Genomic DNA, 21,201 nt, shown 5'->3' with positions numbered 1-21,201 from the left:
GATGGCAGAAACGCGAGTGGATGGGATCACGATCGACCGGGACGCCCCCATCCGCCTCGACGACGGCACGGTTCTGCGCGCCGACGTGTTCCGTCCGGCGGAGCCGGGCACCTACCCCGTGATCCTGGCGATGGGCCCCTACGGGAAGGGTCTGCACCTGGCTGACGGCTACCCGGCCAACTGGCGGCGCATGCACGAGGCGTTCCCGGAGGTCGCGCACGGGTCGACGGGCCGGTATCAGAACTGGGAGGTCGCCGACCCCGAGAAGTGGGTTCCGGACGGATACGTGTGCGTCCGCGTCGACTCGCGGGGCAGTGGGCGGTCCCCGGGGTTCATGGACATCCTGACCGCGCTCCAGGCCCGGGACCTTTACGAATGCGTCGAGTGGGCCGGTCAGCAGGAGTGGAGCAACGGCAAGGTCGGGCTCCTCGGCATCTCCTACTTCGCGGCCAACCAATGGCAGGTGGCCGCCCTGCGGCCCCCTCACCTCGCGGCGATCTGCGTGTGGGAGGGCTTCGCCGACCATTACCGCGAGGGCGGGCGCCACGGCGGGATCGCGTGCGAGTTCGTGAAGGGCGCCCAGGCCCGCCAGATGCATACCGTCCAGTACGGGATGGGCAGCCGGGGACCGACCGACCGCAACACCGGCCTCCCCGTCGGCGGTGACGTCGACCTGGACGACGACGTCCTGCGGCAGAACCGGCGCGACCTCTACGCCGAGCTCCTCGCTCGCCCGGTGAACGGGGAGTTCTACCAGGAGCGCTCCGCCGACCTGTCCCGGATCGAGGTTCCCCTGCTGTCGGCGGGCAACTGGGGCGGGATGGGGCTGCACCTGCGCGGGAACGTCGAGGGGTACCTGGGCGCCGGGTCCGAGCTCAAATGGTTGGAGATGCACGGGAACACCCACTTCAGCCCGTTCTACAACGACCGCGGGCTCGCGCTCCAGAAGCAGTTCTTCGGCACCTTTCTCAAGGACGAGCAGAACGGCTGGCTGGACCGGCCTCCCGTCGAACTCCTCGTGCGCCACCCGGGGGAGAGGTTCGAACCGCGATTCGAGCACGAGTGGCCGCTCGCACGGACCGAGTGGACCGAGTTCCACCTGTGCCCGGAGACCATGGAGTTGCGCACCTCCCCGGGCGCCTCGGGCACGCTCAGCTACGAGCCGTTGCACGAGGACTTGCGCTTCGCGCTCCCGCCCGCCGCCCACGACCGGGAGTTCACCGGTCCGGCCGCGGCGAAGCTGCGCATCTCCTCCACCACCGTCGACGCCGACTTGTTCCTGAGCTTGCGGCTCTACGACCCGCAGGGCGCCGAGGTCACCTTCATCGGCTCCAACGACCCGAAGGTCCCCGTCGCGCTGGGCTGGCTCCGCGCCTCCCACCGGGGACTCGACATCGATAGGTCCGAGCCCTATCGCCCGGTACACAGCCACGAAACCCTCGAGCCGCTCGTCCCCGGCGAACCCGTCGACGTCGACGTCGAGATCTGGCCGACGAGCATCGTGGTCCCGGCCGGTTATGTCCTCGAGCTAGGAATCGGGGGCCGCGACTACAGCAACGAAGGAACCGACATCGAGAACGCGATGTACCCGACGACGGGCGTCGGGCCGTTCATCCACACCGACCCGCAGGATCGTCCGGCAGAGATCTTCGGCGGCACGGTCACCATGCACTTCGACCCCGGTGCGCCCTCGTTCCTGCTGCTCCCGGCGATCCCCACACCAGCGGCCTGACTTCGTCTGGCCGAACCTGCTGCTTTCGTCAAACGAGAAAAGGACCGTCGTTCTGCAGGTCTACAACGCCGTCGGGCAGTTCTCCACGGACTGGCCGCAGTTCATGACCGTCACGGTTCTGGCGCTGATTCCGGTGTTCGTGTTCTTCGTTTTCTGTCAGCGGTGGATCGTGGCCGGCCTGGTCGCGGGGTCAGTGAAGGGCTGACCGACGGACGCCGCATGCCGGCGTCGTCACCCGGACGGCTCGATGTCGCAGGGGCGTCCGATCGCGGCGTGCGTTTGCGATCGGGCCTGGGGTCAGAGGCCGATGCGTTGACGCCCGGCGATCGCGCGGGCGGTGAGCTGAGCGGTGAAGGCTTCTGCTGTCGTGCGGTAGACGCCGGTTGCCGGGCCGTCGTCGGCTGTTGCGGTCAGGGCGATTCCGTCGGCTTCCTCGAGGAAAAGCAGTTGGCAGCCGCGGATGCCTTCGAGGAGGTCGCCGAGAAGATCCTGCGCGGGGCGTTTCGGGTCGAGTGGTGTGAGCCGGTGGGGTGGTGGTTCGGGGTCGGCGCCGAGTTCGGCCAGTCCGGTGGGGTGCTCGGTGTCGATGTCGTCATCAGGGTTGTCGCTGAGGCGGTCGATGATCTGGTCGGGGTAGCGGGTGATGCCGTCGGCGACGTCGAGCGCGTCGCTGATCAGGTCGGAGACTACGTCGGTGGCGGCGTTGTCGCCGTCGTCCATCGTGACGAACACCACTGTCGGCGTCGGGTACGGGATCGTTTCGATGTCGTCGGCGCGTGCGAGCACGACGTCGGCCGGGTGGCCAGTGGCTTCGGCGGTGAGGTGTACCGCTGTCCAGAGCCAGTGGGCCGCGGCGACCGCGGCGGAGGTGGGGTCCAGGTGGGTGAGTCCGTCGGGCGCGATCGGGTTCTTGGTGAGCGCGTCGTGGGCGGCGGCGACCTGGATCGGGGAGGCTTCTGGGCGGCTGAGTGCGGTGGCTTGGGCGGCGCGACCGGTGAGGTCGCCGAGTTCGGCGCGTTCGACGGCGTCGATTTCGGTGCGCACGTCTGCGGCGATGGCGTCGGTGAGGGTTCGGTCGGCGAGGGTGTGCAGGCGGCGGCCGATGCGGTGCGCGGCTTCGGCCACGGGTTCGTAGGCGTGGGCGAGCGTGCCGCCGTGGGGCAGGTTCGGGTCGGTCAGGGCGGGCACGACCGCGGTGAACGCGGCACGGTGTTGTCGGCGGCGCCAGCCTTCGGTGTTCTTGGCGAGGCTGGGAGCGGTACTGGCCGGGTGGGTGTAGGCGCGCCAGAGGCCGGCGGAGAGTGCGGTGAGTTCGGTCGCGAGGCCGAGGTCGGTGGTGGTGAGGGTCGTTGATGTCGCGATGGAGTGGAAGACGGGTCCGTCGCCGGTGTCGCAGACGGCGATGAGTTCGCCGCGGTCGGTGTTGAGCGCGTAGCGCGTCACGTCTGGTTCCTTCGTGGTTTGTGGGGATGGTGGGTCGTTCTTCGAGTGTCCGTCCATGAGGGACTGTTGCCGGGTATCAACTCGCTCTGCGTTGGCTGTGAACTGCGGGAGCGCCGTCGGCCGCGCGGCCAGTGGTGGTGTCGGCGTCGAAGGCGTCGCTGATGGCGTTGTCGGCGGTGGTGTAGGCGATGAGCAGGAATCCGGCGTAGACGCGCATGAGGACTTCGACGCCTTGTCCGGCGCGGCGGGCGGCTTCGGTGATGGGCAGCCCGTTGCTGATCCAGACGGTGATCCCGCCGTGCCGGAAGTCATACGCCCGCCGGGCGACCGGGGATGCGACTTCGTCGGGGCTGAAGGCGAGGGCGCGGGCCTCGTGCAGGGCGCGGCCGTAGCCGGAGTCCTGCAGCGGGTTGCCGCGCATGTTGGTGAACATCCGCCCGTCGCGGCCGGCGCCGTAGCGCTTGAGGTGATCGCGCAGGATCGTGGCCAGAATCGGCGGGATTGGAACCCGGCGAACCTCGGTGGCTGGCCGGTGCTTGAGACCGCGGGCCTGGCGGGGCGTGCCCGTATCCGTCCACGCGGATCCGGCTTTGGCTTCGCTGCCGTACAGATCGAGCCATCCCCACCCGGAGTCGGGCAGGTAGCAGGTGTTCTCCCGCAGCGCGACGGCCTCGGACGGGCGCAACGCGGCGTAGTAGAGGGTGGCGAAGAACGCCTGCAGCCGTTCGGCCCACGGCCCGACCTCTTCGAGCGCGGCGAGCAATCCCGGACCTGCTGCGGGGTCGGGACCACGCGCCGATCGATGGCATCGGCGACTGCGGGCGGGCGCCAGCGCACGGACTTGAGCGGTGGCGTGGCGAGCAACCCACGTTCGAGCGCGTAACCGCACGCGCCGGACAGGGCGGCCCGCTTACGGGAAATCACGCTGGCCGCCGACGGCTGTCCGTCCAATTTGCGGGCGCACGCGTCGAGCACGACGCGGACGGTCGCCGGATTACTCAGCGCATGCACGGGCAGAGACGCGGACTCGAGCCAGGCGAGCGCGGCCCGCGCGTCCGCCGACGGCTGCTCCTGCCACGCGGTCTCGGGCCGGAACGCGTAACGCATCAGCGCACGCCGACATTCGGCGTCGGGCGGGGCACCGCGGCGCCGCCGGTCGAGTAGCGCCATGGTGACGGTGGTGAGACCTTCGGCCTGTGACCGTCGCCCGTTCGGTGAGAGCCGCGGCCATTGCAGCAGGGTGTAGTCACGGGCGTGCGAGAGCCACGTGGTGGTCGTTTTCGCCCGCGCCATGCTCGCGGGTAGGCCGGTGTGGACGTCGAACGGCTCACCCGCTCGGTACGCGGTTTCCAGGTCGGTGAGGTAGTAGCCGGCCGGGGTTTTATCGCGGAACGACTCGTGAAATTCGTGGCCGTCGACGGTCCACCGGACTCGCCACCTCCCCCGCGCGGCCGGCTTCTTCACGGTGGTGTTCTTGCGGGGTTTCGGGGCGAGGAATTGCAGTTTCTGGAACCGGACCTGGAACGAGGTGGCCGCGGTCGGATCGGGCGGCGGGACGGTTGTGCGGCGGGTCATGGGTGGTTCTCCGGAACGTGTTCGAGGTGGTCGCGGATCCAGGCGTCCAGGTCGGTACGGCGGAACCGCAGCTGCCCATTGGGTAGTCGGACCGCGCGTGGCGCGTCACCGAGCAGCCGCCACCGGTAGAAGGTCGAGCGGGGCACGGCGAGCTCGATGAGGATCTGCGGCAGGGTCAGCAGCGGTTCGGCGATTGGGTCGGTGCTGGCGGGGACGGTTGGGTCGGGGGTGATGGGAGCGGTGTCATGGACGCTCGGTGTGTGCCGACCGGTCAAGTCGGCACCGCGCGTCCGGCCGGAATCGTCAGGGTGCGCGGGGGTGGAGTCGCGGGGTCGGGTCGCGGCACGGACAAGCCGCCTTCCGGGCGAAGCAACGGGAAGCGGCCTCGCCCGCTCCCGAGTCGACTCGGAACCGGATCGAGGCCGTACCCCCTACACGGCTTCTGTGACTGCTGGCGAACGACCCCCTCCGCTCACACGCGCTCACACGCCCGGTCCGCACAGTGTCCGTCAGCCCCTGTGAGCGGACGTTGTGAGCGCCTTACCTGCGGATATGCGGTGTGAGCGGGTTCCGCAACGTCTCGCAGGCGTTGTGAGCGAATGAGGCCGACGCGACGCGGCTCGCCGGCCCCCGATGTGTCGAGTGAGAGCGCGTCTGCGCACGAGGCGGGCCGTGCCTGTGAGCGTGGCCCGGCGTCGTGCGAGTGCGGTCGCCGCCGATGCATCAGATGGCGGCCCGGCCGCGCGACCTCGGGATCCAACCGCTGTTACTCAGGCTGAGACTCCCGCTGCCGCGTTCACCCAGAGCCGCAGGCGGCCCGGAATCATCGACGGCCAAAAGGTCATCTGAACGGGCATTTCCGCAGGAGACTTTTAATCCGCGGGTCTGTTAACCAGTGCTATCCAGTGTCGTTCTGTATTAGCCAGTGCGATCCTGTGACGTGCAAAGATGTCATTTCGGGCAGTCGCTCGTCTGTCTATTCGCAATCCGATGGTCTCTGTGCGGGCTTCCCGGTGGCTCAGTGCGTCAGGGTTGCGGGGGCGTTTCGATGCTCGAATCTGCTGCGGCGCACTCGGTAGGGGTCTGGCTCATTCGGGCTTCGGCGTCGGGTGGGCCTGCTTGCGAGTGGCTGCCCAGCTCGCCAGCAGGCGCAGCGCGTCGTTGTCGGTGGAGCCTGCCGGAGCGCTGAGCGCGGTGAGGGTCAGGCCGGGGTCGGCGGTCAAGGCCATCGTGTCGAAGTTCAGGCTCAGGTCCCCGACGACGGGGTGCCGGAACTGTTTGATGCCGGTGCGGTGCAGGCGGACGTCGTGGGCGGCCCAGCGGGTCCGGAAGTCTTCGCTGCGGGTGGACAGTTCGCCGACCAGGTCGGTGAGGGCGCGGTCATAGGGGTCGCGGCCGGCTTCGGTGCGCAGCATGGCCACGGTGTCGGTGGCGATCCGTTCCCAGTCGATCCAGAACTCGCGGGCGCGTGGATTGAGGAACGCGAAACGCGCGTGGTTCGCCGGGCGCGCGGGGTCGTCGAACATGGGCGCGTAGAGCGCCTGCGCGAGCGGGTTGGCGGCCAGTACGTCGCCGTGGCCGTCGTTGATGAACGCGGGCACCTCGGTCATCAGTTCCAGGACCCTGGCCAGGCTCGGGCTGACCTGGCGCGCGGCGGGCTTGCGACGCCGGCGCGCGGTCGGCCCGGCCGCGCGGGCGAGGTCGGTCAGGTGGGCGTATTCGGCCTCGTCGAGGTGCAGGGCTCGCGCGAGGGCGTCGAGGACGCTGTCGGAGACGCCGGCGAGGTTGCCGCGTTCGAGCTGGGCGTAGTACTCGACGCTGACTCCGGCCAGGTCGGCGACTTCGCTGCGGCGCAGACCGGGCACCCGCCGGTTGCGGTTGAAGTGCTGCAGGCCGGCCCGCTCGGGGGAGATCTTCGCCCGGCGAGAGGTGAGGAAGGCTTTCACCTCGTCACGGTTGTCCATGCCTTCAGGCTAAGCACGATTCCACTTGGTGAGGGGTGGGCTGCCGGTACACCGTCCAGCAGCAGCTTCCTCGTGCTCGCGGATGGCGATTTCCTGGTCGGCATGAGAAAAGCACACCTCGGAAGCCTGGAAGTTTCCCGGATCGGCCTGGGCGCGATGACCATGGCCGGCACTTACACCAGCGAAGGTGCCCTGGACAACGCCGAGTCGATCCGCACGATCCACCGCGCCCTCGATCTCGGGGTGACGCACATCGACACCGCGGAGATCTACGGTCCGTTCCTCAGCGAAGAAGTCGTCGGTGAGGCGCTCAGGGGCCATCGCGACCAGGTGAAGATCGCCACGAAGTTCGGCCTCGTCTCCCACTCCGGCGGTGGCCCCGGCGTGACCGACAGCAGCGCGGGGAACGTGAAGGCCGCCGTAGAGGGGTCCCTCACCCGCTTGGGCACCGACTACATCGACCTCTACTACCAGCACCGCGTCGATCGGAACACCCCGATCGAGGAGACCGCGGGCGCGGTCGCCGAGCTCATAGCCGAGGGCAAGGTGCTGCATTTCGGCTTGTCCGAGGCCTCGCCGGAGACCATCCGCCGGGCGCACGCCGTGCAGCCGGTCAGCGCGCTGCAGACGGAGTACTCGCTGTGGACTCGCGATGTGGAGGCGGAGATCCTGCCGCTGCTGCGTGAACTGGGCATCGGGTTCGTGCCGTATTCGCCGCTCGGGCACGGCCTGCTGACCGGCCAGATCCGCACGGTCGACGATTTCGCCGACGACGACTGGCGCAAGACCAATCCGCGGTTCACCGGTGAGAATTTCCGGCGCAACCTGGCCATCGTCGACGAGGTCCGGGCCATCGGCGCGGAGATCGGCGCCACTCCGGCGCAGACCGCGCTCGCGTGGATCCTGACCCGTGGCGAGGACGTCGCTCCGATCCCCGGCACCCGCAGGGTCGCCCGGGTCGAGGAGAACACCGCCGCGGACGGCATCGAACTCACCGTCGACCAACTCGAGCGCCTCGACGCGCTCGACCCCGCCGCCGGCGACCGCCACGACGAAGCCAACATGGCCACCATTGATCGCTGAACAGACTCAGGGTCCAAGCAGGCGCTGGTCACCGCACGCGAAGTCACGGTGGTCAGCGGATGCTGATCACTGGGGCGCTGGTAGGCGTTCCGTGGACCGACCTCAGCTCGCCTGCAACCCGCTGAAGTGGTCGGTCCGCAGCGCAGCGCCGGTGTCCGCCGAGAACCCGCCGATTGTCAGCGGTGACCCGAGGGCTTCGAGAGTTGATCCCGGGCGTAGCGGGAGGGCCGCTGGGCCGGATGTGAGGCGCATCGACCCGCGCGAACCGGCCCCGACGCCGCCGATTCCGCCACGGACGTTGTCCGCCGTGCGTCCGGCCCCAGTGATCGTCACTGGAACACAGTGGGACGCAACCGGACACCCCGCCGCCCGCAGCGCGGACGAAGCCAGCGGACACGAAACGGCCCCTGGTCAGCATTTCCGCTGGCCAGGGGCCATTTCCCCTGCGTGTGGCGGGTGAAGGATTCGAACCTTCGTAGGCTAAGCCGACGGATTTACAGTCCGCTCCCTTTGGCCACTCGGGCAACCCGCCTAGGGACTTGCACGTGCCGTACTGCCAAGAGGCAGGATAGCCAATGACCTACCCCGGGCACCAATCAGGTACCCGACACTCACCGGGAGGAGCACCCAAACGTGGCGGACTCGTCGTTCGACGTCGTCAGCAAGGTCGACCGGCAGGAGGTCGACAACGCCCTCAATCAGGCCGCCAAAGAGCTGAGCCAGCGCTTCGACTTCCGCGGCACGAACTCGTCGATCAGCTGGGCCGGCGAAGAGGCGGTCAGTCTCCAGGCCGACACCGAGGAACGGCTGCTCGCCGCCCTCGAGGTGTTCAAGGACAAGTTGATCAAGCGGAACATCAGCCTCAAGGCGTTCGAGGCCGGAGAACCGCAGCAGTCGGGCAAGTCCTACAAACTGTCCGGGACGATCGTCCAGGGCATCGAGAGCGAGAAGGCCAAGAAGATCGCCAAGGCGATCCGGGACGAGGGCTTCAAGGGCGTCCAGGCCCAGATCCAGGGCGACCAGCTGCGGGTCACGGGCAAGAAGCGCGACGACCTCCAGGCCGTCATCGCGCTGCTCAAGGGTCAGGACTTCGGCATCGCCCTGCAGTTCACGAACTACCGCTAGTTCGAGTAGACGCGCGACGGAGCGACGAGCACGGCTGTTCGGCGCTCCGCGCGCATCACTCGATCGAATTCGTCGAAATCGTCGTGCGTGCCGCCGGCCGCGGTGAAGATCTCGCGCAGCAGGAGTCGGACGTCCACGCCCTCGGCCGGGTCGTCGGGCCCGACGAGCCGCGCCGTTCCCTCGACCGCGACCCACTCCCAGCCGACCCGCACCACCAGCGTCACCGTCGGGCGTTCCCGCAGGTAGGCCAGCTTTCGCGCACCTCCGCGCACCACGAAACCGACCTCGCCGGAGGCCGCCAGCACCCCGGCGTTCACCACCGACGACTGAATCGTCCCGTCCCCCCGCAGCGTCGAGACCACCGACAACCCGTGCTCCCCGGCCACCAGCCGAGCTACGTCCCCTAGGTCAGCCACGCCGCGACTGTATGCCTCCCGGCCGACAGAAAATCAGCCTGTGGACAGACGCACCCCCCTACCCCCCGGAACCTAGGCTTCGCCCATGACCAGGGACCGGCTAGCGCGACTCGTGATCGACACGATCACCGCGGCCACGATCGGTGCCCTCGATCTGCTGCTCCAGCGTGGCCTCGTTCCGATCGTCTTCGCCGCCCTCCTGACCGTCGCCATCGCCTTCCGTCGCACCTACCCGCTCGCCGGCGCCGCGGTCGTCACCGCTACCGCGTTCGTCCAGTGGTTGGTCATCCCCGGCATCGGCCTGCTCGCGGCCGACCTCGCGGTCCCGCTCGCCGTCCACGCCGCCGCGGCGCACGGTCCTCGCTGGCTCAGGCGCAGCATGTTCACCGCCGGCCTCACCGGCGCCGCGCTCGGCTCACTCACCTGGCCGCCCGTCCCGCACGCGAGCATCTCCAGCCACCTCCTGTTCGGCGCCGCCCTCGCCGCTCTGGTGGTGGCCGGATGGGCCCTCGGCGTGCTGCACCGCGTCCGCGACGAACGGATCCTCGCGCTCACCGAGCGCGCCCGTCTGCTGGAGGTCGAGCGCGACCAGAAAGCGCTGCTCGCGGTCTCCGCCGAACGCACCCGCATCGCCCGCGAGATGCACGACGTCGTCGCCCACTCGCTCGCGGTGGTGATCTCCCAGGCCGACGGCGGTCGCTACGCGAACTCGCCGGAAACGGCCCAGCAGGCCCTCGCCACGATCAGCGAGACCGGCCGCCGCGCGATGAACGACACCCGCCGCCTCCTCGGGCTCCTCCGCACCGACGGGTCCCGCGCTCCCCAGCCCGGCCTCGGTGACGTCCCCGCCCTGGTGGCGCAGGCCCGCGCCGACGGACTCGACGTCGCGCTCGACCTCGCCCCCTCGATCGACCTGGAGGCCGGCCTCGGCCTCGCCGTCTACCGGATCGTCCAGGAGGGCCTCACCAACGTCGTCAAACACGCGGGCCCCGCCGTTCGCGCCTCCGTCGAGATCCGCTGCACCTCCGATGAGCTCCTCGTCGCAGTTATCGACGACGGCCGTGGCGCCGCCGCCAGACCGGGCACCACCGCACATACCACCACCGCCTCGAACGCCAGCGAGGTTGCCGGGCACGGGCTGGTCGGCATCCGAGAGCGCGTGACCGCCTACGGTGGCACCGTCCGCATCGGACCAGGGCGGTCCGGTGGTCATGAGATACGCGCCCGGTTGCGCCTGCTTCCGGGCCCCGGCAAGCCACTCACCACAAGCCTCACGCCCGGCCGAGCCTGACATGCAACCACCTCCGCCGAAGGCGAGGAAGGCCCCGGCGGCACGGCCCGCCCCTGCGGCGAGTGCTGCGCTGCAGTGTCGGCGATGCGTAGGCGTGGATGCTGCCCCGGCGGCACGGGCTGCCCCGGCGGCACGGGCTGCCCAGGCGACGCGGGCTGCCCCGGCGGCGCGGGCTGTCCCGGCGGCGCGGGCTGTCCCTGCGGCGCGGGCTGTCCCTGCGGCGAGGGCTGCGGCCGCGGTGGGTACTCCGCCCGCGGCGAGGACTCTGTCTGCGGCGAGGACTCTGTCTGCGGCGAGGGCTGCACCCGAGATGGGAGGTGCCGCGCTCCGAGCGGGGAGACGGCGTCTGATGCGGGAGGGCCGGCGTGCGAGCGGCTGCGCCCCGCGGGAGCGGCGGTGCGATCGTGAGCCCAGCCGGGCCGAACCGGCCGAACCGGCCGAACCGGCCGAACCGGGCCGAGCGGGCCGGGCGGGGCCGAACCGAGCGGGCCGAGCGGAGCTGAGCCGAGCGGGCGAGTGGGGCTGGGCCGAGCGGGGCCAGGCTTGAGCAGACCTGCGCTCGACGTGAAAGGGGCGGCGTGATCGTGAAAGGGGCGCCGCTCGACGTTGGAGGTGCCGCGCCCGAGGTGAGAGCGGCAGCCCCTCTCGGGAAGTGGCGGCGCCTGACGTCGGAAGGGCCGGTTCGACGTACCCGACGCAACGATCCCGAGCAGGGCTGGGCCAGGCCTGAGCAAGCCCGCGCTCGACCCAGAGGGAACCGAAGACGCTGCTCCGCCCAACGTGCGCCCCACATGGAGTGCGCCCCACGCGGAGTGCGCCCCACGCGGAGTGCCCCACGTGGAGTGCGCCCAACGCGGACCGGGCGGAGGGGCAAGGCCCCAGGTGAGAGGCACCGCATGATCGTGGGAGGAACAGCGTGATCGAGGTACTGCTCGTCGACGACCAGTTGCTCGTCCGCGCGGGGTTTCGCCTGGTCATCGACTCCCAGCCCGACCTGACCGTGGTCGGCGAAGTCGGCGACGGCCAAACTGCGGTCAGCCAGGCCGCCCGGCTGCACCCCGACCTGGTGCTGATGGACGTCCGGATGCCGATCCTCGACGGCATCGAGGCCACCCGCCGCATCACCGCACTGCCCGACCCACCCAAGGTCGTGGTGCTCACCACGTTCGACGTCGACGAGGCCGCGCTGGACGCGATCCGGGCCGGGGCCAGCGGATTCTTGCTCAAGGACGGCGCGCCGGAAGACATGCTGGCCGCACTGCGGACGGTGCACGCCGGGGACGCGGTGATCGCCCCGTCGACGACCAGGCGGCTGCTCGACACGCTGGCACCGGGGTCCGACCCGGGCGCGGCGGAGGCGGTTGCCACGCTCACGGAGCGGGAGCGGGACGTACTGATCGCGATGACGCGGGGGCGGTCGAACGCCGAGATCGCGGAGCGCCTGATCGTCTCGACCGGCACCGTGAAGACGCACGTCGGCCGCATCCTGGCCAAGCTCGGGGCGCGCGACCGGGTGCAGGCGGTGGTGGCCGCGTACGAAGCCGGGCTGATCCGCCCCGGCCGTGCGACAGAGGACGAAGTGGACCGGCGGCAGACGCGCAAGCGCGGGCCGGATTCCTAGCGTCGGCCGTATGAAGCTATCCCGCATCGTGGTGGCCGTCGCCGCCGCCGCAACCGTGTTCGCGGCCGCCCCCGCTACCGTTGCCAGCTCCTCGGAGGCGCGGCCGGCCGCACCGCTCGTGCTACCGCGGCCAGCCGCACCGCTCGTGCTACCGCAGCCGGCCGCACCGCTCGTGCTACCGCAGCCGGCCGCACCGCTCGTGCTACCGCAGCCCAGCGGTCGCTACGACGTGGGCACGGTACCTCTGCATCTGGTGGACCACTCCCGGCTCGATCCCTGGGTCGAGGGACGGCACCAGCGCGAGGTGATGATCAACGTCTGGTATCCGGCCCGGCACACCGCCGGCTATCCCCGCGCCTCCTGGCTGGCTCCCGGCGAGGTCGGCCCCGTCGGCCGCGACTTCGCGGTCACGCTGTCCGGTCAGCCCAGTGACGTCCCCGGGCTCGGAGCAGTACGAACGCACGGGGCGCTGGGAGCGCCGGTCGCGGAGGCACCGGGCGGCCACCCGGTGGTGCTGTTCTCGCCGGGATCAGGCGCGGAGCGCAACTCGAGCTCCGGCCTGGTCGAAGACCTGGCGAGCCGCGGGTACGTGGTCGTGACGATCGACCACACCCACGACGCGACCGCGGTCGAGTTCCCCGGCGGCCGGGTCGAGCTGAACACGATCAACGCGCTGCTGGAGCAGTCCCCGGACGATCAGGCCGCGATCGCCGCGAAGATGGTCGCGACCAGGGTCGCCGACGCCCGGTTCGTGCTCGACCGCCTCGGCGCGTTGAACGCCGGCTCCAATCCGGACGCCGAGAAGCGCCCGCTGCCGCGGGGGCTGACCGGCGCGCTCCGGCTGAACCGGGTCGGCATGGCCGGGCACTCGATGGGCGGCGCGACCGCGGCGCAGGTCGAGCTGGAGGACCCGCGGGTGGTCGCCGGCGTCAACCTGGACGGGAACCCGTACGGCTCGGTCGTCACGCAGGGTCTCGACGAGCCGTTCCTGATGGTCGCGTCCGGGAACACCACCCGGGAGAACACCCCGGCCTGGGGCACGTTCGAAGACCACCTGCGGGGCTGGCACCACCAGATCAAGGTCGCCGGCACCGAGCACCTGAGCTACCACGACGGGGTACTCGCGCGATCCGCGTTGGCCGAGTTGCCCGGTGTTACGCCTGAGGTGATGACCCAGGCGTTCGGAACGCTCGACGGGCGGCGGGTCGTCGACATCGAGCGGGCGTACGTCGGCGCGTTCTTCGATCTGCACCTGCGTGGCCAGGACCGGCACCTGTTCGACGGGGCCTCGCCGCGCTACCCGGAGGTCGGCTTCGTGTCCTGACCAGGGTTTCACCAGGGGCATCCCCGATGGTCTCCGGGACGTCTCGCGGCGACCCTGGAAGTCACCAACCTCAGTCTTTCGGAGAGTGCCGTGGAGATCGACGGAATCATTTCTGCTCTAGTTGTCGGCGCGATCATCGGTACTGTCGCCCGGCTGGTCTTACCCGGTAAGCAGCGCGTCGGCTGGGTGATGACGATCGTCATCGGCATCGTCGCCGCATTGCTCGGTACGGGCGTAGCGAGCGTGTTCGGGGTCGCGGACACGGCGGGCGTCGACTGGCTCGAACTGTTCGCGCAGATCGGCCTGGCCGTGGTGGGTGTCTCGCTGCTCTCCGGCTCGAAAGACCGGCCGAAGATCACCAGCGGTCGCTGACGGTTCCTGGCCGCGCGACCCGGCCCTCGCGCGGTCAGGTTCCCACCCGGCCCGGTGCTCCGCTCGGATCGTGCGGAGCACCGGGCCGGTTTTTGTCTCGGGCATGCTGGGCGGATGTCGTCGACGATGCTCGAGGTGGGGCCGCGGCTCGCGATCGCCCTGGTCGTCCTGACGCTCGTCGCCGGTCTGGTGGCCGGGTTCGGGCAACTCGTTCCCCGGCGCCAGATCCCGATCGCCGCGGCCCGCGCGACTCTGCAACTCGGCGCGGTGTCGCTGCTCATCGCCGCGATCGTCTCGTCGCTCTGGTTCACCGCGCTGTTCGTCGTCGCCATGGTCACGACGGCGGCCTGGACGTCGGGTCAGCGGATCACCCGCGCGTCCCGGCTGACCTCCGCGGCCTGGGCGGCCCTGCCGATCGCGGGCAGCAGTCTGCCGATCGTCCTCGGGCTGATCGTCGGTGGGCTGGTGCCGCTCGAGGGGATCGCGATCGTGCCGATCGCCGGCATCCTGATCGGCGGCGCGATGACCGCGACGTCGCTGGCGGGCCGCCGCGTGCTCGACGAACTCGAGACGCGGCACGGCGAGGTCGAGGCCGCTCTTTCCCTCGGCTTCGCCGACCGCGACGCGGCGCTGGAGATCTGCCGCCCGTCGGCCGGACAGGCGCTGGTTCCCGCGCTCGACCAGACCCGGACGGTCGGACTGGTGACGCTGCCGGGCGCGTTCGTCGGGGTGTTGCTCGGTGGCGGGAGCGCGGTAGAAGCCGGCGCGACCCAACTGCTGGTGCTCGTGGGGCTGCTCGCGGTCGATTCGGTGGCGATCGTCGTGGTCACCGAGCTGGCGGCGCGGGCACGCCTCACGCGCCGTCCCTGACGGCGCTCTAGGGTCGGAACAGCTTCGCCAGCGCGTCGTCGATACCGGCCGGCAGTGCGATCAGGAGTTCGTCGGTCAGCACTTTTCGCAGGTCGGCGACGGTCTCGAGCGCTCGCCGATCGGTGCTGCCGTCGGCCGCGTGCACGGCGAACGAGCGCCCGTTGACCGCGAGCCGCCGACCGTCACGGGTCGCCCGGGCCCCGGCCAGGCCCGTGACGAAGTGGGACGTGGGCGACGTCGACAGGAACCAGTTCGGTGCCTCGTCGTCGATCGGGAACGCCGGGGTCAGGTCGAACCGGTAGGTGGTCAGCCACTCGCCGCGCACGTTCGCCTGCTGACGCCAAGCCCCACGGCCGCTGCCCTCGGCGTCCGCATCGTGGAGCAGACGGTAGACGCCGTGCGGGGTCTCCTGCTCGACGTCGGCCTCGACGCGCAGCGGGGCTGTGGGGGTGGACGTGCCGAAGCCGACGTCGGCGAGGTACGTCGAACCGTCGAGTTCGATCCGGAGCAGTTTGTGGCCGCGGCCGGTCACCTCCTGGTCCGGGCCGCCCCAGACCACCCGGGCCTGGAGGCCGACGGTGGTGAACCCGATCTCGTCCAGCACGGTCTTCAGCAGGCGATTGTGTTCGAAGCAGTAGCCACCGCGACCGTCGTCGACCAGTTTGGCGTGGATGTCGGCCGCTCCGAGCAGCACCGGGACGCCGGAGAACGGGTCGAGGTTCTCGAACGGGATCGTCGTGACGTGGGCGTGGACGAGGGCGCGGAGCGTCGGGAGGTCGGCCGCGACCGGGCCGTCGTGCCCGATGCGGGTCAGGTAGGCGCGGAGATCGCTCATGGGGCCAGCGTCACAGGTGAAGCCGGGTTGAGGTCAATCCCTCCGGCGCCGTGCGGGAGCCGACGGCCGTCCGGTGGGGGAGCCGTTTCGCGGTCGGCTGATCCGCTCGAATTCTGTCGTAGGAGCGGCCTAGCGTTCCCGGCATGACTGAACAGATAAGCGGGGTCGCCGCCGGGGTACCGTTCGTCGCCTTGCCTCCGCCGGGCGGTGGCCCGGCGCCGCTGGTGGTCGTCTGGCATCTGCTGGATGCGCCCCGCACCGAGACGGCGATGGCCGCCGCGCTGCCGCTCGAGGGCGTCCCGGCCTGGCGGGTCTATCTGGGGATGCCGTTCACCGGCGCCCGCATGCCGGCCGGTGGCCTCGACGAGATCATGGCCCTGGTCCGCGACGACACGCTGCTCAACCTGCACGGTGCTGCGATCACGCAGGCCGCGGCCGAGTTGCCCGCGGTGCTCGACGAGCTGTTCGCGCGGCTGCCGCTGGTCGATGCGCCGCTGTCGCTGGTCGGTGGGTCGGCCGGTGGCGGCGCGGCGCTACTGACGTTCGCCGAGCTCGATCGCCCGGTCGCCGCCGTGGTGGCGATCAACGCGGCGATCCGGGCCACGAGCGTGGTGGCGCTGGTCGAGCAGGCGTTCGGATTTTCCTACGAATGGTCCGACGAATCCCGGCGCCTGGCCGAGCGTCTCGACGCCGTGCGCCGCGCCGGCGAGTCCGCGGCCCGCCATCCGGACGCCGCGGTGCTGATCGTCAGCGGCGAGGAAGACCACGACGACTTCCGGGCCGACGCCGCCGCGCTCCGCGACGCGCTGCCGGCGGCCGAGCTCGTGACGATTCCCGGCCTGGCGCACCCGCTGGCCCTGGAGCCCGGCCTCGAAGCCGCGCCCCAGACGCCCCAGGCCAAGGAGGTCGACGCCACGGTCACCAGTTTCCTCGCCGCGCACCTTCCGGCCGGTCGGTGACCGGGCGCACGTCCGGGAAGTTCGGGGCCGGAAGCCGACGCGGCCGACGCGCGCCGCGGCTGGCCAGTTCCTGAGCCATCGTCGTGCCGAGCACCCGCGGCACGCCGGACCCGGGCGAGTACAGCACGACCGGCCGGGTACCAGACGCCGGCCATGAGCACGCGCGTCCGGCCGGCCACCGGCCGGCTCACCGATGCGGCAACGGCGGTGGCGGCGCCGCAGGGGATCATGGCACGTGACAAACCTCGGGAGGGCTCATGTATCTGCCGCCGTCGTTTTCCGTGCCACCGGAACAGACCTCCGAGCTGCTCCGCGAGGGCGGGTTCGCGCACCTCGTGACCCCCGCGCCGGACGGCATCGAGGTGACCTCGCTGCCGCTGATCTACGACGAAGACCGGCACGCGCTGGTCGGCCACATGGCCCGGCCCAACCCGCACTGGAAGCTGACCGCGGACGTCGAGTCCGTCGCCGTGATCCCGGGTCCGGACGCCTACGTGAGCCCGACGTTCTACCCGAGCAAAGCCGAGAATCCCCGGACGGTCCCGACCTGGAACTACGAGATCCTGCACGTGTTCGGCCGGTTGATCGCGCACGACGATCCGGGCTGGCTCCGCGAGCAGGTCGTCCGCCTGACCGACCGGCACGAGGGCGGACGGGCGGCGCCGTGGCGGGTCGACGACGCCCCGAGCGCGTTCGTCGACGCCCAACTGCGCGCGATCGTCGGCGTCGAGCTGGCGATCACCCGGGTAGTGGCCAAAGCGAAGCTCAGCCAGAACCGGTCCGCGGCCGACCGCTCCGGCGTCATCCGTGGCCTGGCCGCCGGAACTCCGGCCGACCGCGAGCTGGCCGCACGCATGACCACCGCGGGCCTCGGCGCTCCTGCGGGCTCGGGCGACCCGCCGGCCTGAGTGACCTTCCCCTGCTCGGTCGACCGGCGTAGCGTCCGACCTGGTGTGCCGGGAAGCCTGGTCGGCGATGTTCTTGACGACCCTTCCAACACACCGGGAGTCCCATGCCTCAGGCCGGCCGGTCCAAGCTGCTGCGCCGCGGCTCCTGGGCCGAAGCCCGCCGCGTCGCCGAAATCCTGCGCAGCGAGACCGTCGGCGGCCTCCTTCTGCTGACCGGCGCCGTGTTCGCGCTGGCCTGGGCCAATTCCCCCTGGTCGGGGGCTTACGCCTCGCTGCGCGACACGGTCGTCGGACCGCACGCCCTGCATCTGGACCTGTCGCTCGGAAGCTGGGCCGCCGACGGGCTGCTGGCGATCTTCTTCTTCGTCGCCGGTCTCGAACTCAAACGCGAGTTCGTCGCCGGTGATCTGCGCGACCCACGCCGGGCCGCGGTTCCGGTCGTCGCCGCGGCCGGCGGCGTGACCCTCCCCGCGCTTCTCTACACGGCGGTCAACGTCGGCGGCGACGGCCTGTCGGGCTGGGCGGTCCCGACCGCCACCGACATCGCGTTCGCCCTCGCCGTGCTCGCCGTCATCGGCAGCGCCCTCCCGCCCGCACTGCGCACGTTCCTGCTGACCCTGGCCGTCGTCGACGACCTCCTGGCGATCGTCATCATCGCGCTGTTCTACACCGACCACCTGTCGGTGTGGCCGCTGCTCGCCGCGCTCGTGCCCCTGGCGGCGTTCACGGTGCTGGTCCAGCGGCGGGTCCGGGCCTGGTGGCTGCTCCTGCCACTGGCGGTGCTGACGTGGGCACTGGTGCACGCCTCCGGGGTGCACGCCACCGTGGCCGGGGTGCTGCTCGGCTTCGCGGTTCCCGTTCTCCGGCGGACGCCGACGCCAGGGCCGGGTCTGGCCGAGCACTTCGAGCACCGGTTCCGGCCGATCTCCGCCGGGTTCGCCGTCCCGGTCTTCGCGTTCTTCGCCGCCGGAGTGACCGTCGACGGCCTCGACGGACTCCGGACCGCGCTCTTGGACCGCGCGGCGATCGGCATCGTGGTCGGCCTGATCGCCGGAAAGACGATCGGCATCTTCCTGACGACGTGGGTGATCGCCCGCTTCACCCGGGCCAGCCTCGACGAGGGCCTGGCCTGGATCGACGTCTTCGGTCTGGCCGTGCTCGCGGGCATCGGATTCACCGTGTCGCTGCTCATCGGCGAACTCGCGTTCGGTGCGGGCAGCGACCGCGACGAGCACGTCAAGGTGGCCGTCCTCACCGGGTCGGTCCTCGCGGCGATCCTGGCGACCGCGATCCTGCGCGTCCGCAACCACGTCTACCGCCGCATCCGTCAGGCGGAAGCCGTGGACGCGGACGCGGACGGCATCCCCGACGTCTACCAGCCGCGTCCCGAGGAGGCCGAGGATCCTCGCCCGCGCCCCTCGGGTCCTCCCGCGTGATCCGCGCACCGGTGCGCGGCAAACGTCGCCGGCCCGGCCCGCGTAGGCTCACCACGGGGAACCTCTGATCAGCACAGCGTGGAAGTAGGGATTTGGTGTCCGACCCGGACGTCGTCGTGCAGGCCCGCCGCCGGCGAACCTTCGCCGTCATCAGCCACCCCGACGCGGGAAAGTCCACGCTGACGGAGGCCCTGGCGCTGCACGCCGACGCCATCGTCCAGGCCGGGGCGGTCCACGGCAAGGCGAGCCGTCGCGGCGTGACCAGCGACTGGATGGAGATGGAGCGCGAGCGCGGCATCTCGGTCACGTCGGCCGCACTGCGCTTCACCTACCGCGACACGATCCTCAACCTCGTCGACACGCCGGGCCACGCCGACTTCTCCGAAGACACCTACCGGGTCCTCACCGCGGTCGACTGCGCGGTGATGCTGCTGGACGCGGCCAAGGGGCTCGAGCCGCAGACCCTGCGTTTGTTCGACGTCTGTCGGCACCGGGGCATCCCGATCGTCACGTTCATCAACAAGTGGGACCGGCCGGGGCAGGACGCGCTCGGCCTGCTCGACGCGGTGGAGGAGCGTCTGGGGATCCGTCCCACGCCGATCACCTGGCCGGTCGGAATCGCCGGCGAGCTGGACGGACTCATCGATCGCCGCCGCGACGACGAGGTGGTCGGTTTCTCCCGCGCCGCCGGTGGTGCCACCGTGGCCGCGGAAACCGTGCTCGACCCGGCCGCGCTGCAGGACGACACCGCCTACGTCACGGCGGTCGAGGAACTCGCGCTGCTGAGCAGCGTCGGAGCCGCCCACGAGCCGGACGACTTCCTGGCCGGCAAGACCACCCCGGTGTACTTCGGCAGCGCGGTGTCCAACATCGGGGTCCGGCACCTGCTCGACGGCATCGTCGACCTGGCGCCCTCACCCGCGCCCCGGCCGACCGTGGGTGGCGCGCCGCGGCCACTCGACGCCGACTTCTCCGGGGTCGTGTTCAAGGTCCAGGCGAACATGGACCGCGCGCACCGGGACCGCATCGCGTTCGTGCGGGTGTGCTCGGGCCGGTTCGACCGCGGAATGCAGGTCATCCACGCCACCACCGGCCGCCCGTTCAGCACGAAGTACGCCAGTGCGCTGTTCGGCCAGGAGCGCTCCACCCTCGACGTGGCCTACCCCGGTGACGTCGTCGGCCTGGTCAACGCCTCCGCACTGCGCGTCGGCGACACCCTCTACACCGGCCGCGCGGTCGCCTTCCCGCCGTTGCCCGCGTTCGCGCCCGAGCACTTCGCCGTGCTCCGGCCGCAGGACCTCAGCCGCGTCAAGCAGTTCCGCCGTGGTGTCGTTCAGCTCGACGAGGAGGGCGTCGTCCAGGTGCTGGTCTCCGACCGGCGCGGTGAGCAGGCGCCGGTGCTCGCGGCCGTGGGGCCGATGCAGTTCGAGGTCGCGCTGCACCGCCTGGCCCAGGAGTTCGGCGCGCCGGGCGTTCTGGATCCGCTGCCCTATCAGCTGGCCCGCCGCACCGACGCCGCCGGCGCTCCGGTGCTCCAGGGTGCTCCGGGTGTCGAGGTGTTCACCCGGACGCGAGACGGGGCGCTGCTGGCGGTCTTCCCGTCGCCGTGGCGGTTGGGTTCGGTGAGCAGGGATCATCCCGACGTCCGGCTCGACGACATCCTCGACAGCTCGAGTTAGGAGCGCGGGGCCTGGCGCGGCCCGCCCGGCGTCGGCATGCTGACGTCGTGAGGCGAGACGACCAGGCCGACGCGCGCGACCGTGCCGCGCGAGACCGCGACGCCCGCGCGGACCAGCGCGACACGCTCGCCGTGGAGCGCGACGCCGCGGCGACCGAGCGCGACGACTCCGCCGAGAGCGCCGACTACCAGGAGGTCCGAGCCGGCTCTCGCGTCGCCGACCTGCTCTCCGCCGCCGCCCAGCGAGACCGGGCGGCAGAAGCGCGTGATCAGGCGGCCGATGTCAGAGATCTCGAAGCGGACGGTAGCGCAGCCGCCCGGTTCACCGACCGCGAGGCGGCCCGGGCGGAACGCGCCGAGAACCTTCGCGACCGCGCGGCGATGAACCAGGAGTTGCACGAGATGCGTGAGGCGCGGCGCCGTTCCTCCCGCGATCGCCGTGCGGCCGAGAGCGACCGCCTCGCCGCCGACCACGACCGATCAGAGGCGATCCGCGACCGCGACCAGGCGTCCGCCGACCGCGAGCAGGCCGCCATCTACCGCGCTCAGGGACAACCCGACGGGTGAGG

Annotated in this window: 19 protein-coding genes, 1 tRNA gene and 1 pseudogene; 14 read left to right on the top strand and 7 right to left on the bottom strand. The window is 70.9% G+C overall.

Annotated elements, in window-relative coordinates; translation table 11 throughout:
* Nucleotide 1: 1 nt before the first annotated feature.
* Together ACIBZJ_RS30245 and ACIBZJ_RS30240 are read left to right on the top strand one after the other, a co-directional pair.
* Nucleotides 2-1,732, top strand: coding sequence for a CocE/NonD family hydrolase (locus tag ACIBZJ_RS30245; protein ID WP_395935534.1), 1,731 nt, complete (start codon nt 2-4; stop codon nt 1,730-1,732).
* Nucleotides 1,733-1,748: 16 nt separating this feature from the next.
* Nucleotides 1,749-1,937, top strand: a pseudogene (locus tag ACIBZJ_RS30240) (carbohydrate ABC transporter permease); the annotation flags it as partial.
* Between the two features lie 92 nt (nt 1,938-2,029).
* Here ACIBZJ_RS30240 and ACIBZJ_RS30235 read toward each other — a convergent pair.
* The 4 genes from ACIBZJ_RS30235 to ACIBZJ_RS30220 all read right to left on the bottom strand — a co-directional run bounded on the left by ACIBZJ_RS30235 (nt 2,030) and on the right by ACIBZJ_RS30220 (nt 6,714).
* Nucleotides 2,030-3,175, bottom strand: coding sequence for a hypothetical protein (locus tag ACIBZJ_RS30235; protein WP_395935532.1), 1,146 nt, complete (start codon nt 3,173-3,175; stop codon nt 2,030-2,032).
* Between the two features lie 76 nt (nt 3,176-3,251).
* Nucleotides 3,252-3,938: a tyrosine-type recombinase/integrase gene (locus tag ACIBZJ_RS30230; RefSeq protein ID WP_395935530.1), complete on the bottom strand. Its 687-nt coding sequence runs from the start codon at nt 3,936-3,938 to the stop codon at nt 3,252-3,254.
* Nucleotides 3,939-4,746: 808 nt separating this feature from the next.
* Nucleotides 4,747-5,025: a helix-turn-helix transcriptional regulator gene (locus tag ACIBZJ_RS30225; RefSeq protein WP_395935528.1), complete on the bottom strand. Its 279-nt coding sequence runs from the start codon at nt 5,023-5,025 to the stop codon at nt 4,747-4,749.
* A gap of 813 nt (nt 5,026-5,838) precedes the next feature.
* Nucleotides 5,839-6,714, bottom strand: coding sequence for a helix-turn-helix domain-containing protein (locus ACIBZJ_RS30220; protein ID WP_395935526.1), 876 nt, complete (start codon nt 6,712-6,714; stop codon nt 5,839-5,841).
* Between the two features lie 102 nt (nt 6,715-6,816).
* Between ACIBZJ_RS30220 and ACIBZJ_RS30215 the strand changes: the two genes are divergently transcribed.
* Nucleotides 6,817-7,797 carry an aldo/keto reductase gene (locus tag ACIBZJ_RS30215; protein ID WP_395935594.1) on the top strand — a complete coding sequence of 327 codons (981 nt, stop codon included), beginning with the start codon at nt 6,817-6,819 and terminating at the stop codon, nt 7,795-7,797.
* Nucleotides 7,798-8,247: 450 nt separating this feature from the next.
* Here the strand turns inward: ACIBZJ_RS30215 and ACIBZJ_RS30210 are convergent.
* Nucleotides 8,248-8,329: transfer RNA gene (locus ACIBZJ_RS30210), tRNA-Tyr, on the bottom strand.
* 101 nt (nt 8,330-8,430) lie between these two features.
* Here ACIBZJ_RS30210 and ACIBZJ_RS30205 point away from each other — a divergent pair.
* Nucleotides 8,431-8,922: a YajQ family cyclic di-GMP-binding protein gene (locus ACIBZJ_RS30205; protein ID WP_395935524.1), complete on the top strand. Its 492-nt coding sequence runs from the start codon at nt 8,431-8,433 to the stop codon at nt 8,920-8,922.
* Here ACIBZJ_RS30205 and ACIBZJ_RS30200 read toward each other — a convergent pair.
* The gene (locus ACIBZJ_RS30200; protein WP_395935522.1) at nt 8,919-9,338 is read right to left on the bottom strand and encodes a TIGR03618 family F420-dependent PPOX class oxidoreductase; all 420 of its coding nucleotides are present in this window, start codon (nt 9,336-9,338) and stop codon (nt 8,919-8,921) included. The two genes, ACIBZJ_RS30205 and ACIBZJ_RS30200, sit on opposite strands and share 4 nt — an antisense overlap.
* Nucleotides 9,339-9,423: 85 nt before the next feature.
* Between ACIBZJ_RS30200 and ACIBZJ_RS30195 the strand changes: the two genes are divergently transcribed.
* The 5 genes from ACIBZJ_RS30195 to ACIBZJ_RS30175 all read left to right on the top strand — a co-directional run bounded on the left by ACIBZJ_RS30195 (nt 9,424) and on the right by ACIBZJ_RS30175 (nt 14,816).
* The gene (locus tag ACIBZJ_RS30195; protein WP_395935520.1) at nt 9,424-10,629 is read left to right on the top strand and encodes a sensor histidine kinase; all 1,206 of its coding nucleotides are present in this window, start codon (nt 9,424-9,426) and stop codon (nt 10,627-10,629) included.
* A gap of 916 nt (nt 10,630-11,545) precedes the next feature.
* On the top strand, nt 11,546-12,250 hold the full coding sequence (locus ACIBZJ_RS30190) for a response regulator (RefSeq protein ID WP_395935518.1): 705 nt from the start codon (nt 11,546-11,548) through the stop codon (nt 12,248-12,250).
* Between the two features lie 10 nt (nt 12,251-12,260).
* Nucleotides 12,261-13,574 carry a hypothetical protein gene (locus tag ACIBZJ_RS30185; protein ID WP_395935516.1) on the top strand — a complete coding sequence of 438 codons (1,314 nt, stop codon included), beginning with the start codon at nt 12,261-12,263 and terminating at the stop codon, nt 13,572-13,574.
* A 90-nt stretch (nt 13,575-13,664) separates the two neighbouring features.
* A complete protein-coding gene (locus ACIBZJ_RS30180) occupies nt 13,665-13,946 on the top strand; it encodes a GlsB/YeaQ/YmgE family stress response membrane protein (RefSeq protein ID WP_395935514.1) in 282 nt (93 codons plus the stop codon).
* 114 nt (nt 13,947-14,060) lie between these two features.
* Nucleotides 14,061-14,816 carry an ABC transporter permease gene (locus tag ACIBZJ_RS30175; RefSeq protein WP_395935512.1) on the top strand — a complete coding sequence of 252 codons (756 nt, stop codon included), beginning with the start codon at nt 14,061-14,063 and terminating at the stop codon, nt 14,814-14,816.
* Between the two features lie 7 nt (nt 14,817-14,823).
* On the opposite strand, the gene ACIBZJ_RS30170 is transcribed toward ACIBZJ_RS30175, so the two are convergent.
* Entirely contained in the window at nt 14,824-15,651 is an 828-nt protein-coding gene (locus ACIBZJ_RS30170; protein WP_395935510.1) for an arylamine N-acetyltransferase, read from the bottom strand.
* Nucleotides 15,652-15,794: 143 nt separating this feature from the next.
* Here ACIBZJ_RS30170 and ACIBZJ_RS30165 point away from each other — a divergent pair, with 143 nt between their 5' ends.
* The 5 genes from ACIBZJ_RS30165 to ACIBZJ_RS30145 all read left to right on the top strand — a co-directional run bounded on the left by ACIBZJ_RS30165 (nt 15,795) and on the right by ACIBZJ_RS30145 (nt 21,199).
* Nucleotides 15,795-16,610, top strand: coding sequence for an alpha/beta hydrolase (locus ACIBZJ_RS30165; RefSeq protein ID WP_395935508.1), 816 nt, complete (start codon nt 15,795-15,797; stop codon nt 16,608-16,610).
* Between the two features lie 257 nt (nt 16,611-16,867).
* Nucleotides 16,868-17,518, top strand: a complete 651-nt coding sequence (locus ACIBZJ_RS30160; RefSeq protein ID WP_395935506.1) for an FMN-binding negative transcriptional regulator — start codon at nt 16,868-16,870, stop codon at nt 17,516-17,518.
* 104 nt (nt 17,519-17,622) lie between these two features.
* Nucleotides 17,623-18,954, top strand: coding sequence for a Na+/H+ antiporter NhaA (nhaA, locus tag ACIBZJ_RS30155; RefSeq protein ID WP_395935504.1), 1,332 nt, complete (start codon nt 17,623-17,625; stop codon nt 18,952-18,954).
* 95 nt (nt 18,955-19,049) lie between these two features.
* Nucleotides 19,050-20,633, top strand: a complete 1,584-nt coding sequence (locus ACIBZJ_RS30150; RefSeq protein ID WP_395935502.1) for a peptide chain release factor 3 — start codon at nt 19,050-19,052, stop codon at nt 20,631-20,633.
* A 47-nt stretch (nt 20,634-20,680) separates the two neighbouring features.
* Nucleotides 20,681-21,199 (top strand): hypothetical protein, encoded by a 519-nt coding sequence (locus ACIBZJ_RS30145; RefSeq protein ID WP_395935500.1) that lies wholly within the window; start codon nt 20,681-20,683, stop codon nt 21,197-21,199.
* Nucleotides 21,200-21,201: the final 2 nt, after the last annotated feature.

Source organism: Cryptosporangium sp. NPDC051539 (assembly GCF_044454545.1).
Lineage (GTDB): Bacteria > Actinomycetota > Actinomycetes > Mycobacteriales > Cryptosporangiaceae > Cryptosporangium.
Note: the sequence above shows the minus strand (reverse complement) of the source record. Positions and strands in the feature narration are given on the sequence as shown.

Coding starts and splice junctions, on each gene's coding strand:
- ACIBZJ_RS30245 (WP_395935534.1), top strand. CDS start 2: ATGGCAGAAACGCGAGTGGATGGGATCACGATCGACCGGGACGCCCCC.
- ACIBZJ_RS30220 (WP_395935526.1), bottom strand. CDS start 6,714: ATGGACAACCGTGACGAGGTGAAAGCCTTCCTCACCTCTCGCCGGGCG.
- ACIBZJ_RS30215 (WP_395935594.1), top strand. CDS start 6,817: ATGAGAAAAGCACACCTCGGAAGCCTGGAAGTTTCCCGGATCGGCCTG.
- ACIBZJ_RS30195 (WP_395935520.1), top strand. CDS start 9,424: ATGACCAGGGACCGGCTAGCGCGACTCGTGATCGACACGATCACCGCG.
- ACIBZJ_RS30185 (WP_395935516.1), top strand. CDS start 12,261: ATGAAGCTATCCCGCATCGTGGTGGCCGTCGCCGCCGCCGCAACCGTG.
- ACIBZJ_RS30175 (WP_395935512.1), top strand. CDS start 14,061: ATGTCGTCGACGATGCTCGAGGTGGGGCCGCGGCTCGCGATCGCCCTG.
- ACIBZJ_RS30170 (WP_395935510.1), bottom strand. CDS start 15,651: ATGAGCGATCTCCGCGCCTACCTGACCCGCATCGGGCACGACGGCCCG.
- ACIBZJ_RS30165 (WP_395935508.1), top strand. CDS start 15,795: ATGACTGAACAGATAAGCGGGGTCGCCGCCGGGGTACCGTTCGTCGCC.
- ACIBZJ_RS30160 (WP_395935506.1), top strand. CDS start 16,868: ATGTATCTGCCGCCGTCGTTTTCCGTGCCACCGGAACAGACCTCCGAG.
- nhaA (WP_395935504.1), top strand. CDS start 17,623: ATGCCTCAGGCCGGCCGGTCCAAGCTGCTGCGCCGCGGCTCCTGGGCC.